11 protein-coding genes are annotated in these 14,853 nt (G+C 40.6%); 7 read left to right on the top strand and 4 right to left on the bottom strand.

Annotated elements, in window-relative coordinates:
- Positions 1-6 precede the first annotated feature (6 nt).
- Genes FTT92_RS00745 through FTT92_RS00755 form a run of 3 tightly spaced genes read left to right on the top strand, consistent with a single transcriptional unit; the run spans position 7 to position 4,259 of the window.
- Positions 7-696 carry a hypothetical protein gene (locus tag FTT92_RS00745; protein ID WP_180171191.1) on the top strand — a complete coding sequence of 230 codons (690 nt, stop codon included), beginning with the start codon at positions 7-9 and terminating at the stop codon, positions 694-696.
- A 30-nt stretch (positions 697-726) separates the two neighbouring features.
- Positions 727-2,907: a DUF6160 family protein gene (locus FTT92_RS00750; RefSeq protein WP_180171192.1), complete on the top strand. Its 2,181-nt coding sequence runs from the start codon at positions 727-729 to the stop codon at positions 2,905-2,907.
- Positions 2,908-2,957: 50 nt separating this feature from the next.
- Positions 2,958-4,259, top strand: a complete 1,302-nt coding sequence (locus FTT92_RS00755; protein ID WP_111884918.1) for a hypothetical protein — start codon at positions 2,958-2,960, stop codon at positions 4,257-4,259.
- A gap of 62 nt (positions 4,260-4,321) precedes the next feature.
- On the opposite strand, the gene FTT92_RS00760 is transcribed toward FTT92_RS00755, so the two are convergent.
- The 4 genes from FTT92_RS00760 to FTT92_RS00775 all read right to left on the bottom strand — a co-directional run bounded on the left by FTT92_RS00760 (position 4,322) and on the right by FTT92_RS00775 (position 10,987).
- Positions 4,322-6,037 (bottom strand): proline--tRNA ligase, encoded by a 1,716-nt coding sequence (locus FTT92_RS00760; protein WP_180171193.1) that lies wholly within the window; start codon positions 6,035-6,037, stop codon positions 4,322-4,324.
- A 96-nt stretch (positions 6,038-6,133) separates the two neighbouring features.
- The gene (locus FTT92_RS00765) at positions 6,134-9,238 is read right to left on the bottom strand and encodes an efflux RND transporter permease subunit (protein WP_180171194.1); all 3,105 of its coding nucleotides are present in this window, start codon (positions 9,236-9,238) and stop codon (positions 6,134-6,136) included.
- A gap of 23 nt (positions 9,239-9,261) precedes the next feature.
- Positions 9,262-10,365 (bottom strand): efflux RND transporter periplasmic adaptor subunit, encoded by a 1,104-nt coding sequence (locus tag FTT92_RS00770; RefSeq protein ID WP_180171195.1) that lies wholly within the window; start codon positions 10,363-10,365, stop codon positions 9,262-9,264.
- 46 nt (positions 10,366-10,411) lie between these two features.
- Positions 10,412-10,987 (bottom strand): hypothetical protein, encoded by a 576-nt coding sequence (locus tag FTT92_RS00775; RefSeq protein WP_228144750.1) that lies wholly within the window; start codon positions 10,985-10,987, stop codon positions 10,412-10,414.
- Positions 10,988-11,348: 361 nt separating this feature from the next.
- Between FTT92_RS00775 and pilG the strand changes: the two genes are divergently transcribed.
- From pilG to FTT92_RS00795, 4 genes are read left to right on the top strand one after another with little or no spacing between them, the layout of a single operon-like run.
- Positions 11,349-11,732 (top strand): twitching motility response regulator PilG, encoded by a 384-nt coding sequence (pilG, locus tag FTT92_RS00780; protein WP_078191060.1) that lies wholly within the window; start codon positions 11,349-11,351, stop codon positions 11,730-11,732.
- A 29-nt stretch (positions 11,733-11,761) separates the two neighbouring features.
- On the top strand, positions 11,762-12,130 hold the full coding sequence (locus tag FTT92_RS00785; RefSeq protein WP_078191059.1) for a response regulator: 369 nt from the start codon (positions 11,762-11,764) through the stop codon (positions 12,128-12,130).
- Between the two features lie 6 nt (positions 12,131-12,136).
- Positions 12,137-12,673 carry a chemotaxis protein CheW gene (locus FTT92_RS00790; RefSeq protein WP_078191058.1) on the top strand — a complete coding sequence of 179 codons (537 nt, stop codon included), beginning with the start codon at positions 12,137-12,139 and terminating at the stop codon, positions 12,671-12,673.
- A gap of 44 nt (positions 12,674-12,717) precedes the next feature.
- The gene (locus FTT92_RS00795) at positions 12,718-14,793 is read left to right on the top strand and encodes a methyl-accepting chemotaxis protein (protein ID WP_180034510.1); all 2,076 of its coding nucleotides are present in this window, start codon (positions 12,718-12,720) and stop codon (positions 14,791-14,793) included.
- Positions 14,794-14,853 lie beyond the last annotated feature (60 nt).

Genomic DNA, 14,853 nt, shown 5'->3' on the forward strand with positions numbered 1-14,853 from the left:
AATTACATGTATAAAATTTTATGCGCTATTGTTTGTGCTGCACTGACACAAACTCATGCAGGCTTAGTGTCTATGGATAATAGCGAACTTACCGCTGCAACGGGCCAAGGCGGTGCAGATCTCAGTTGGACACTTTCCTTAAACCATCAATACGCCAATGATATGTCAAAAAACAACATATCAATCATGGATGCGAATGGTAAAACGACTCAAGCTTTTTATGGATATCAATGTTCATCCAATGAATTTTGTCGCTTAGCACTTGCACCCAATAATCATGTGGATGCAAATGGTAATAAGAAATGGTTGGTGTTTAAACAGTTTCAAGGAACGTTACAGATCGATCAATTTTCACTAGATGGTGTGACGATTATCAATCGTGAAGGCAATCCACAAACGGCTATGCAGTTGACATTTTATGATGATAAGCCATTAAAAATTAGAAATTTAGGTTTTGCTACGTTGGCGGTGGAAACAGGGACGACAGGTAAGGAAGGTTATGAAAATACCAGTACTTATACGACCTATACCGAAAAGAAAGCTGATGGAACAACTTCAACTTTAGCAGTGCCTGATTTTGATCGTGGTTCAGAACAAGGATTTATGGGTGTTAATGTGCATGGCAACATGCACATGAGTGGAAAGTTAAACATCTTCAGTTTTAACTGCACTGGAAATGGTGCAGGTCGCTGTTAATCAGCTGTGACTGAATATAAGGATATTGTGATGAAAAAAATAACAACTTTAACGGCACTCGCAACCAGTATTTTACTTGCTCAACACGCCTATGCTTTTGAAGCGATGACCGATGAAAGCTTGGGTGCAGTTACTGGCCAAGATGGTATTTCGATTACCCATGAAGTTTCTAGAGTCAAAGTTGATCAGTTAAATTGGGTTGACCCAACTGACCAAAATAAGATGAAAATGGGTTTGCACAATGTGCAAATAGATGGCGTTGGACAAAGCACCATTACATCAAAATTAGATTTTGATGTCGGGACTACGGATGCTGGTGTAGGCATGCGTATAGCTGCGAGTGTCAGCCCATTTACGGCTGTTGCACAAAATATTATGTTGCTGTGTCAAGGCACAACGTGCCAAACGCCTACACAAAATTTAGGTTCACTTACGATTGCAACATCTTCACCTTTAAAGGTATTACTTGAAACCAGCAATGGTCTATTTAACCGTAATGATACGGCGTATATGGAATTTCAATTGCAAAATGCCAGCATTAGTCATGGTATGAATGGACATAGCGTAACCTTAAAGGACTTTAACTTTAACTTTGCTGGTTCAGGTTATATGTATGTCGCAGCTGATGAAGGCATTGTTCTCACCACAAAATCCACAGGGAGCAAAGACCATGCGGTCAATTTGGGGCGGGTAAAGGATACTTCAGATGTACATAGCTCACGTAGCGATGCCACAAACCCCGGCGTTAATATCGATTTACGATACGGTACCGATAGTGGTGCACAGCGCAATTTAATTCGTATGGGAGCATCGGGTGCTGTCACTAATGCACGAGTTGCCTTAAATGCCAATCAAGAAGGAATTAAAGATTTTGGTCTAGCAACGAAAGCTTCAGGATATGAGTCCGTTGGTTCAGGTGGTTTACATTTAGGTGTGCGCGCGGATTTCACTTCAAAGGATGATCCTAGTCTTGTTGCAGGTCAAGCACCGACAACCTTAGAAATTGGCCATACGGGTATTGGTAGTTATGCCATTGAATTTTCTAATTTAACGTCTTTAGTTGCTGATAAAAATGCCTATATTGATTTTGGCGATATTTATATCAATACCATTCAAGCAAAAAGCCTTGATTTTCTGGTAAATGATAAATTAAAAGCGACATTAGGTTTAACCAATAATGTTTTAACCCAGAATCTGTCAAATCAAACGGCGGGTGGAAATTTTGCACTTGTGGCGATTCGTGGTATGGATTTTCAGTCCATCGCGCGTACCGCACGATTTATTTCGGATAACTCAATTGCTGCAATTGCAAGTAATGACAACAGTTGGGGGATTGGTATCCCGATTTATAATATGAATGCCAACGTTGCATTATCAGAGAAAAAATACAGTTATAAAAATGCGGCTGAAAAATCAGGTATTGGCTATAACCTTGTAATGAGCACAGATGGTTATGGTGTTGATAAAAAAACAGGAACACCAAGTACAACTTCCATTATTTTGATTGATGGTAAAAAAGGTATTAATGGTCAAGAAGTCAATTATTATGCAGGCTTACGAAACATCAATGCACTTATTCAATCTGATGGTGTGATTGGCTATGAAAATGATGGCATCTATGTACGTGCAGATAATTTATTGATTGCAGCCAATGCCGAGTTAGCGATTGGTCAACTTCCGGGTTCAACCTATAACTGTGCGACTACAGCTTCTGCCAAATGTGGGACCACAGTACCTTTAGATAATTTCTCTAAACGTGATGATGTGTTGACGAATATTGCGTTTAAACTCGATGGTAAGGGTGAGCTATTTATAGTGCCGGGTCTAAATGACAGTGCAGAAAATAACTATTTGTCTTTCCGTGGAAGCTTTGAATTTAAAGCATTAACTGATGCTGAAAAGAAAGATCAAAAAGTTATGGGAAGCTATTTAAGTTTGATGAATGAAGATGTAAATGCCAGCGGTGTCGTTTCAGCTTCAAGTATCAATATTAATAAAATGCAGGGCGATCTAGGCTTTGATGCTCGAATTAAAATGAAACAAGATTCGGTAGAGTTTGATAATCAGGTAAAATTCAATCCAACCAATAATATGTCTAAAGCGTTTCGTGCAGAAGTTTCGATGTTAACAAATGGCAATATGCAAAAGATGGCGGATATTGCCCTAACCGGTGGAACAATGCGAAGTACGATGGGGATTACTCCACGCTAGTAAGATTAAATCAATAACAAATAAATAAAATAACGAACAGGGAATTTGTTATGAAAAAGAAGTTAATCAGAGGTTTGATATTCTCGACATTTGCGATGAGTAGCTTATCTCATGCAATGATGGCTTTAGATGATGAAAGCTTATCAAAAGTTGATGGTCAAGCTTTACTCTCCATGGAATATACGCAGGGGTATAATTCTGTGGATGAGAGTGGACAAGCCGTTGACCAATCCAAAGTTGGCTTTTATAAACTTGGTTTGGAAGCTGAAATGGAGCTCAATGCCAATATTAAAAAGCTCCAATTGGGTTGTGGTGGTGCAAATGGCTCAGGTGCTTGTGATATTGATATTGATCATATTTCACTGAGTGGCTTGCCTGCAAATAGCAATTATACGTCGGATGAACGTGCGGCAACTTCAGCTTTGCTGACCAATCCTTTTATCGAAATTGCAATTAAAGATCCGAAATCAGCGGCAACACGTGAAGTGATGGGCTTTCGTTTGAGCGCTGAAAAAATTTCTGGATTAATGACATTAGGTACAGAAAATAGCAATACACCCAATGGTATCAATACCTTTAGTGGTTATATGAAAACCAAAGCATCTGCGGGTGTTGCAACAACTGCCGAGCGTGTGATGGACTATGCTTCTACGCAGCAATACATTGAAGGGGCTGTTAAGGGGACATTATTTGGTGCTGAAGTTGATCTACCGCTTCACTACAAATCTGATAATTATTCTTTTAATTTAAAATCAACCACGGCTCCTTTTACGATTCCTGCCACTGTTGTAAGTGGGAATCGAATGACAGATGTACAGTTAAAGGGTACAGGAACTGTTGATCGTCTAGATTTTAGTGGTCCATTAGAAGCTCAAATCTCTTTACTCGGTTTAAACATTAATTTGAATAAAGATGTGACGGGGTATCTTACTGGGCTAAAAACCGATATTACGGTAAATCAAAGTTTAGGTTTGATTCACGCACTTTATCTAAATAACCCTGCTTCGCTATCTTTACAAGCTCAAAAAATACTCTGGCCTGGTGCTGCAGTCGCAGCAGAAAGAGGGTGGTGGCTGGCGATGGAAGATGAAGTCGATTTGGGCAGTATTACACCATCAGATAAAGTGGCGATTACGGATGAAGTATTGAAACAAACGATCGCCGGAATTAACCATGACCTAAGTACCAATGTTCGTAACTGTGGAGATTTACTCTTTGGTTGTGTTGCAGGTTCTTCTTTGGATGTTAAAGAGATTAAAAACCCGTCATTAATTGATTTCCCATTAACCAATTTAAAACTGTCTGGACAGGAGTTTCGTTCTAACTGCTTCGGGGGGCTGAAATTCTGTTAAGGCTTAAAATATTTGATATAAAAAATCCCGCACCTAGCGGGATTTTTTATGTTTAGCGCAAATTATTTTGCAAGTTTCGCTAAAAGGTCTTCTTTACTGAGGTTGCTTGATTCTTCATCACGGCGACCTTTGTACTCAAATGTACCAGCATCCAAACCTTTCTCGCCAATGACAATACGGTGTGGAATACCTGTTAACTCGATATCAGAGAATTTAACACCAGGACGCTCATTACGATCATCAAGAAGCACATCATAACCAGCAGCAGTTAATTCTGCATACAGTGCTTCAGCTGCTTCCATTGTACGTGGTGACTTATGTGCATTCATTGGCACGATAGCAACTTCGAAAGGAGCAATTGCAGACGGCCAAATAATACCTTTGTCATCGAAGTTTTGTTCAATCGCAGAAGCAACAACACGAGTTACACCAATACCGTAGCAACCCATAGTCACAACGAGAGGTTTGCCATCTTCACCTAAAACTTTGCAGCCAAGCGCTTTAGAGTATTTTTGACCCAACTGGAAGATATGACCAACTTCGATACCACGTTTAATCAAGATTGTACCTCGACCATCTGGAGAAGGGTCACCTTCAACAACATTACGCAGGTCATAAACTTCGGTGTATTGTGCATCACGTTCCCAGTTTACACCTACAGCATGTTTATCAACTTGGTTCGCACCAGCAACAAAGTCTGAAAGTACAGACGCTGCACGGTCAACAATAACGGTAATGCCTTTTTCGGTTAAGCCTTGAGGGCCACAGAAACCAGCAGTTAAGCCTAAGTCAGCTAATTGTGCTTCAGTTGCAAAAGTTAATGGAGCAGCAATTAATGGGTGTTTTTCTGCTTTAATTTCATTCAGTTCATGGTCGCCACGTAGGAATAAGGCAACCACTGGTGCAGCTTTACCTTCTTCAGCAACACCTTGAACCAATAATGCTTTGACAGATTGAGTAGGGTCTGATTTAAGGAATTCAGAAACCTCAGCAATGGTTTTCTGATTTGGTGTATCAACAATTTCAAGTGCTTTAGTCGGAGCAGCACGTTCACCTACTAATACTGCTTCCGCCATTTCTACGTTAGCAGCATAATCTGACTCTGTAGAGAATGCGATGTCATCTTCGCCGCTAGACGCAAGGACGTGGAATTCGTGTGAACCAGAACCACCAATTGAACCTGTATCCGCTTGAACTGGACGGAAATTTAAACCTAAACGAGTGAAAATCTTGCAATAAGCTGCATACATCTTGTCATAGGTTTCTTGTAAAGAAGCTTGGTCAACATGGAAAGAATAGGCATCTTTCATGATGAATTCACGTGAACGCATCACACCGAAACGAGGGCGGATTTCGTCACGGAATTTAGTTTGTACTTGGTAGAAGTTTGCAGGCAATTGCTTATAGCTTTTCAATTCATTGCGAGCAAGATCTGTAATTACTTCTTCATGTGTAGGGCCAAGTACAAAGTCATTGTTATGACGGTCTTTAAAACGTAAAAGTTCTGGACCATATTGTACGAAACGACCTGATTCTTCCCATAAAGATGCGGGTTGAGTGACAGGCATCAGGACTTGAAGTGAACCAGCACGATCCATCTCTTCGCGGATAATCGCTTCAACTTTATTTAATACGCGAACGCCCATCGGCAGCCAAGTGTATAAACCTGAAGCCAATTTACGAATCATCCCGGCACGAAGCATAAGCTGATGTGAAATAACTTCAGCATCGTTTGGGGTTTCTCTTAACGTTGCAAATAAAAAGCGACTCGCGCGCATGGAAACTGTCCTAAAAAATTAAGCGTTAAAGTGGAGAGTATACAATAAAAAATGAGGTGAACATTTTCCAAAGTCACCTCATTTTAGATTTTGTCATTATGACATGATTTTTTTGGCCTGACGTGCAAGGAAGTTTCGGAAATCATCCAAATAGGTAAAAATCACCGGCACAACCACAAGTGTTAGTAGGGTAGAGGTAATCACCCCGCCAATCACGGCATGTGCCATAGGCGCACTTTGTTCACCGCCTTCACCCAGACCAAGTGCAAGCGGAACCATACCCATCACCATTGCACTGGTGGTCATTAAAATGGGGCGTAAACGGGTTTTACCTGCTTCAATAATTGCGTCATAACGATCTACACCATGATCCATGGCTTTTTTAATAAAGTCGATGAGTAGAATTGCGTTCTTTGTCACCAAGCCCATGAGCATAATAATCCCGATAATGGAAAAGAGGTTCATGGTTGAATTAAATAAGAATAAGGCTAAGAACACCCCAATCAATGATAAGGGTAATGAAGCCATAATGGCTGCAGGGTGAATGAAGCTATTAAATTGTGAACCCAAAACAATATAAATAAATACAATAGAGAGGGTAATTGCAGTCATTGCATAACCCGCAGACTCAGCCATATCTTTATTGGCACCTTGCGTGACAAAACTATAACCTGGTGGCAAGTCGAAGTTTTTCTCTATCTCATTGATTTCGGCACCAATATCACCCGCAGGACGTCCTGCTGTGTTGGCTTCAACCATTACTTCACGTGCCAGATCACGACGGTTAATTTGTGAAGCACCAAGTGTTTCTTCAAAGCTTGCCACACTTGCCAATGGAACTAAAATAGGTAAGCCTGCAGCATCGGTTTTTTGTGATGTGATGTACATGCTTTGAATGTCAGTTGGCAGTCGACGCTGATCTTCAGTGAGTCTTAAATTTACATCATAGGTTTCGCCTTTATCATCCTTCCACGTTGTTACATTATCACCCGCAAGAAGAGGGCGTAATACATTGGCGATTTGATTGACGGATAAACCTAAATCACTGGCTAAAACGCGATTGATATGTACACCTAAGGTCGGTTTAGGTTCTTTGAGTGAGCTTTCTAAGTCGACAATACCGTCGACTTTCGAAATTTCTTTCATGAAGCGGTCAGAAATGCGTTGTAACTCATCTAAGTCTGGTCCTTTAATCGAGATCATTACCGGCTTTTGGCCGCCCGATACTGTTTCATCAGCTGAGGCAATCGAGGTAATGGTAATACCTGCTACATGTTTTAAGCGGGTACGGAATTCATTGTTGAGATCCGTTAATGTTTGACTACGCTCCGTACGTGGTGAAACAGTGACACGAATGCTAGCATGGTTTTTACCCCGATCAGTGGCACTATTAATTGCACCATAAGTGGCTTTGACTTCTGGATGTTGGCGAATTATACGATCTACTTGCTTAAGCTTAGCCTGCGAATATTCAAGGGTTGCATCAACTGGTGTTTCAAATTTGATCCGAATTTCACCTTTGTCTGGTACGGGTACAAATTCAGTTCCGATCATTTTGGATAAACCTAATGCACCAAATAAAGACGCGACGGCGATTAAAAGGGTAATGAGCCTAAATTTTAAAGCAAGCTTGAGTAATTTTTCATAATGATGGCTTAGGTTGTCGAGCTTGCCCGAAATCCAGTTAAAAAAACGTTTGATTTTACCCGGCTTTTTATTTGGATCGTGGCGCTCTGCCCAGTGAGCAGACAACATCGGGTCAAGGGTGAAACTCACAAACATTGAAATCAGTACAGCGGTACTGACGGTTACACCAAATTGATAGAAGAAACGCCCAATAATGCCGCCCATAAATGCCACAGGTAAAAATACCGCGACAATGGTCAATGTTGTGGCCAATACGGCTAAACCAATTTCTTTTGTGCCGTCGAGTGCAGCGGTGACGTGGTCCTTGCCCATATCGGCATGGCGGACAATATTTTCGCGTACTACAATAGCATCATCAATCAGGAGACCGATACTCAGTGAGAGAGCTAGTAGGGTCATCATATTGATAGTAAAACCAAAAATCCAAACAAAGGTGAGGGTACCTAGTAGCGAAATCGGTAGGGTTAAACCTGTAATGGCTGTCGAACGAAATGAGCCGAGAAATAACAATACAATGAGTACCGCAAGTACTGCACCTTCAATAATCGTACGTGCCACGTCTTTAATGCTGCCACGAATACCTTTTGAAGAATCAACCACAATTTCTGCGGTCGTGCCTTTCGGCAATTGCTGTTGGATTTTACTTAAGGTTTTACGGGTATTATCAACTACCTCAATCACATTAGAGTCCGAACTTCTTAGAATGTCGACAGCGACGGCTGTTTTACCATTCAGATAAGCACTCGACTCCATTTCAGCTTGGCTATCTTCTATTTCGGCAATTTGTTTGAGATAAATCGGCGCGCCATTTTTATTGGCAACCACTAAATCACCGAATGAGTTTGGGTGAATAACCCGAGATTTAATTTCGACCACCAATTCTGAGTTCTTTTGTTTTAAAGTCCCCCCCGGAACTTCAATATTTTCAGATTTTAGGGTGTTTATAACTTGATCGATCCCAATCCCGAAACTTTGTAATTTTTGCGGATTTACTTGAATACGAATTTGACGCTGTGCATCACCCAATAAATTGACCGTACCGACACCGGGAACCGTTCTAAGCTGGGGCACAATCCGTTGATTCAGATAGGAACTCAAATCACGTAAAGACATGTCCTTCGATTCAAAAACAATCGACATAATTGCACTGGCAGTAGGGTCATAACGTTCTACGATGGGGTCATCAATTTCATCACGAAATTGTGCGGTTACTGGTGCAATTTTATCTCGAATATCCTGTGCAGCTACAGAGGACGAGACATCTAGATTAAATTCGACAATAACCGTGGATAAACCTTCACTGGATTGAGAAATGACTTGCTTGAGGCCTGAAATGGTATTGATCTGATCTTCAAGTTTCTTGGTGATTTCAGATTCGACAGACTCAGGAGAAGCACCCGGATAGTTGGTGTAGACAACAACAAAAGGGAAGTCGACATCAGGAAACTCTTCAACACCCATACGTTGCCAAGATGCGAGTCCTAGTACCATCAGACAGAACATCATCATGATTGTGAAAACAGGATATTTCACACTAATTCGGGTTAACCACATAACAACTGTCCTGCCTTATTCTTTTAATTTTGGCTGATACTTACATCTTGTTTGATATCTGAATCATTAAATTTAATTCGGCTGATCAGATCGCTATTTTGTAAGCCCTGAACAATCGCGGTGTTATTGCTATAACTCTGATTCAAAATTTGTACAGGTACTTTGGCAATTTTATTTTGACGAATGACCCAGACGTAAGGTTTATCTTTTAGACTTTGAATGGTGTCGAGTGGAATTTTTTGGCCTGAAATATTATCTGTACCTAAGATGTGACCTTCGACAAAAGCACCAATACTTAATGACGTAATGGTTTCATTTGGGGCTGCAAAAAACTCAATTTGACGACTGGCTTGATCGGCAATCGGTGAAATCCGGCTGATTTGTGCTGTGAGTAAATTGCTATTACCTTGGATGCTATATTCAATCTTTTGTCCAATTTTCAGTGCAGCTTGCTGATCACTTGGTAATTTGGCTTGAATTTCTAATTGGTCTGGATTGACAATTTCAAAAAGGGTTTGTCCGGCAGCAACCGTTTGTCCCGGTTCAACATCACGTTTGGTAATCACGCCTTGGATAGGGCTATAAATGGTACCATCTTGATTGGCTTTACGTGCAATATCGACATTGGCTTGTTGAGCGCGAACATTTTCCATTTGAGCTTGGTAATCGACACGACTTTGTTCAAACTCTACTTTGGAAATAAAGCCTTGATTCAGCAAACGCTGTTTACGGTCCATCATCAGTTTAGCTTGATTGGCTTGAGCTTGCGTTGATGCAAGGTTTGCTTGAGATTGAGCAAGACGTGCGGCATTGTCTTGATTATTTAAACGCACCAACACTTGGCCTTTGCTGACACGTTGTCCGACTTCTGCATTAACATTGGTTGCAGTCGCAGTGACTTGGGCTTGAATACTGCTCTGATTGACCGCCCGAATGGTACCTGTAAAGGCTGTTTTTGAAATGGCGTTGCCTTGTTCGATCGTGACCAGATCTTGTTGAATCAATTCAATCTTATTTTCTGGTTTAACACTTTGCTGCGGATCTTCTTTTTGACATGCAGCCAAAGTCAGGCTTATGCAAAGCAGGCTAAGCTTTAAAAATGGGGATGATTGCTGTGCAGAGTGCATAATGGTCCTTATATCAGCGGTCTACAAAAGCAATTGAATAACAAGTTTATTCCATCGCTTTTAAACGCGTAATAATTCTGTCGTATTCAGCTTCTGTATTTCGATAGCGAGTTTGTAACGATTGAATGTATTCTTTTTTCGCTACCATATTTTTTTGATTATTATCCAACATTGTTTTTAATTTTGCCGGAACGGTTTCACCTTTTCGAAAATGTTCACGTTCTTGACGAACAAATAATACACGATCATTTTGTAATTGTTTTAATTGTTCTTGTTCAAACACGATCTGTTTACGTATACCAGTCAGTGCATCACGCTTTTTAATGGCTGCAGTTCGGCTATTGGTATAGGCTTTTTTAAGTTTGATATCTGACGCTTGCTGACGTGCTTGGGCAGCACGCTGAGGAGCTTGTCTAATGTCAGCTTCAGCATTGTAGGGGCGGTTACGTTTAATCACTTGCATATTTTGATCAAGTGCTTCATAACCATAGCGGATGTGATTTGGTGTCACATTGGTACTGATGTTTGCTACGCCTTTACTGTCATAGTAGCGATACCAAGTCGCCTTTTGTGGTTGCTGCATATTGTTTGGTGCAGCAAATAAAAGCGGGGTATAAGCCAGTAAACAAGTCGTCAGAATGATTTTTTTTGAGAAATGTTTAAGGCCAATCAAGTGAATTTTTTTTGTAAGCGGACTCAACCTTGTACTCCCCAGTTTAAAGTTGACTAAATTACTTATTTTAAAGTAATAATCTTGCTATAATATGCTTAATTAAGACAATTAAATACTATTCCAAGTTAAAAAAAAATCGTTGGTCATCGGAAAGTGTGAAGCAGTTAATAAAAACAAGAAATCTTGTGTGTTTGCGCAGAAAATGTTCATTGAAAACGCAAGTAAAGATATGTTAAAAATGTTCACAACTTGTAAATAATAATGCTGCTAACTTAATTGTTTGTACATCCTCAATGGGTAGGGTCAATAAATGGACGATAAATTCCAAAATCTAAAAGTCATGGTAATTGATGATTCAAAAACCATTCGTCGTACGGCCGAAACGCTGCTTCAGCGTGAAGGATGTGAAGTAGTCACTGCTGTAGATGGTTTTGAAGCACTTTCAAAAATTGCAGATGCGAATCCAGATATCGTATTTGTCGATATAATGATGCCACGTCTAGATGGCTATCAAACTTGTGCCCTGATTAAAAACTCTCAAAATTATCAAAATATTCCTGTGATTATGCTTTCAAGTAAAGATGGTTTATTTGATCAGGCGAAGGGTCGTGTTGTAGGTTCTGATGAATACTTGACTAAGCCATTCAGTAAAGATGAATTGCTGAATGCAATTCGTAATCACGTTACAGCTTAATTAGATTTTTTATTTTTTGGGGAAAAAGCATGGCACGTATCCTAATCGTTGATGATTCACCAACAGAAACATTCCGTTTTAAAGAAATTTTAGGTAAACACGGTTTTGAAGTGATTGAAGCTTCAAATGGGGCAGATGGGGTGACAATGGCTCAAGCTGAGTTACCTGATTTGGTCTTAATGGATGTGGTAATGCCGGGTGTGAATGGATTCCAAGCAACACGTCAAATTGCACGTGGTGCGACCACCAAACATATCCCGATTGTCATTGTAAGTACCAAAGATCAGGCAACTGACCGTGTTTGGGGTAAACGCCAAGGTGCTTCTGATTATCTGACTAAACCTGTAGACGAAAAACAATTAATTGATGTGATTAAGCAACACCTCAATGCAGGATAAAGCTCTATGGCAGCAAATGGATTTATCGAATTACTTCGAATCGCAAAACGAGGAAACAAAAACTACGTTTCCACTGAAAATGAAGTAAACCGATGGTCAGGCATTGCTTTTGAGATGATGGGGCAATATTACGTTGCTCCTTTAGGTGAAGTAGCTGAAGTGATCTACCCACCAAAATATACGCCAGTTCCCAATACCCAACCTTGGGTGATGGGATTAGCCAATATTCGGGGACGCTTACTTTCTTTGTCTGACCTAGCACAATATATAACCGGTCATCGAAGTAGTTTTTCACCCACTCAAAAAGTTTTATGTATTAGTCATAATGACCATTATGTCGGTTTGGTAGTCGATCAAGTTTTGGGTATTCAACACTTTAATAAGAAAAGTTATTTTTCTAAACATAATGAGTTGGATCGAAATTTGCAGGAATATTGTCAGGGGTATTTCCACCAGCATAACCAGCAGTGGAATGTATTTCTCTTCAGTCGTTTACTGCAAAATCCAAAATACATGAACGCATCTATAAAATTTATAAATTAATTGTCGCGCACGAACGAAAGAAGGCGTAATCGGGGAGAAGCTGAATGGGCTTTAAACTTAAAAAGAAAAATACGGGTGAAAGCACCAGTGGTCGTAAAGGCGGTAATGCTTTTCTGGCAAAACTGCAATCACAGACAGATCAATTATCTCGAGTTTTTGGTGATAGTGAAAAATCCAAACCATTTATTTATGGTGCGATTGGTTCATTAGTACTGGCAACGATTATTTTATTATACCTATTCTATAGCGTTCCTCGCGGTAACCAATTAACGCAAAGTTTGGGTGAACTCCGTCTTCTTTCGCAAACAATTTCGCGTCAAGCAACTGAAGCAACTGCATCAGGTACTGAAGATGCAATGAAAAAATTAATTGCCTCTCAAGATTCGTTCAAAGAAAACTTAGAAACTGTAAAAGACATTCATGCAAATACAGATGCGCTGAAATCTGTAGATACGCAGTGGGCTGAGGTTTCAAAAAGTATTGACTTGATTACTTCGCAACAAAAAATCATTAATAAGTTATATGACACGAACATCGCGATTGGTGAAACTATTCCGGGGATTCAGGCTGAATATAACTTGATGGTCGACCAAATGGCACGTCAAGACATGCCTTCGAACCAGGTGGTTATTGCGAAAAACCAGGTATTCATTGCTGAACGTATTTTACGTTCGATCAGCTCGGTGCTTTCAGGTTCTGATAGCTCACGTGAGTCTGCAGATGACTTCAGTGCCGATACTGAAACCTTCGGTTTGTACTTAAATGCCCAATTGGATGGTAGTACAGAGCTTGGTGTACAACGTATTGAAAGCCCTGAATTACGTGAGTCTCTTGAAGGTATTAAAGCTGAATATGACGATGTATTAAAATCAGCGGCTGCGACAATTTTGAAAAACTCAACGCAAATTGTGAACGTACGTAAAGCATCTTCACAAATTTTTGCTGAGTCAGACAAATTATTGGACAACTTAAATCAATTGTCTTCTAGCACAGGTCTGAAAACCATTTTACCTGCGGTAATGTTGATTCTTGCCTTAACAGCCTTCTTAATCTGTGTGTTCAAACTTCTTTCTTTACGTGGTCAATCGGATAAATTCCGTGTAACCCGTCTTCAAGAAGAATATGACCGTAACCAGAACGCGATTTTACGTTTACTCGATGAAATTGCCGATCTTGCAGACGGTGACTTACGTTCGTATGCGACGGTATCTGAAGACTTTACGGGTGCGATTGCCGACTCGATTAACTTCGCAATCGACCAATTACGTGACCTTGTATCGCGTATTACAGAAACTTCTCAAGAAGTTGCACAATATACGGCAAATACGCAGGGTATTACCAACCAGCTTGCAGAAGCATCTGAACATCAGGCGCAAGAGATTGCTGGTGCATCTGCCGCGATTAACGAAATGGCAATGTCGATTGACCAAGTATCTTCGAACGCTGAAGAATCAGCTGTCGTAGCAGAACGTTCTGTACAAATTGCTGCAAACGGTGCAGATGTCGTAAACCGTTCAATTGAAGGTATGGACACGATTCGTGAACAGATTCAGGAAACTTCAAAACGTATTAAACGTTTGGGTGAGTCTTCACAAGAGATTGGTAATATTGTCGCATTGATTAACGATATTGCCGACCAAACAAACATCTTGGCATTAAACGCAGCAATTCAGGCGTCGATGGCGGGTGAAGCAGGTCGTGGTTTCGCCGTGGTAGCGGATGAGGTACAGCGTCTTGCGGAACGTTCAGCGTCTGCAACCAAACAGATTGAAGGCTTGGTAAAAACCATTCAAACGGATACCAACGAAGCCGTAATTTCAATGGAACAAACGACTTCGGAAGTTGTACGTGGTGCGAACTTGTCTAAGGATGCCGGCGTAGCACTGGATGAAATTCAGTCTGTATCGGGTAACTTGGCGAAACTGATTGCAAACATTTCGGATGCTGCAAAACTTCAGTCTGCTTCAGCAGGTCATATTGCGACAACGATGAACGTTGTACAAGAAATTACCTCGCAAACCACCAGTGCAACATTTGATACTGCACGTTCGGTATCTGAATTGGCGAACATGGCTGAATCATTACGTGAATCTGTATCTGACTTTAAACTCCCAGAGTAAGTCAGGCGCAAACCTGGAGTACCTTAGCTGCGGCTAGGGTACTGCACCGATTACAGATAA

This window comes from Acinetobacter sp. YH12023 (assembly GCF_013420135.1).
Lineage (GTDB): Bacteria > Pseudomonadota > Gammaproteobacteria > Pseudomonadales > Moraxellaceae > Acinetobacter > Acinetobacter amyesii.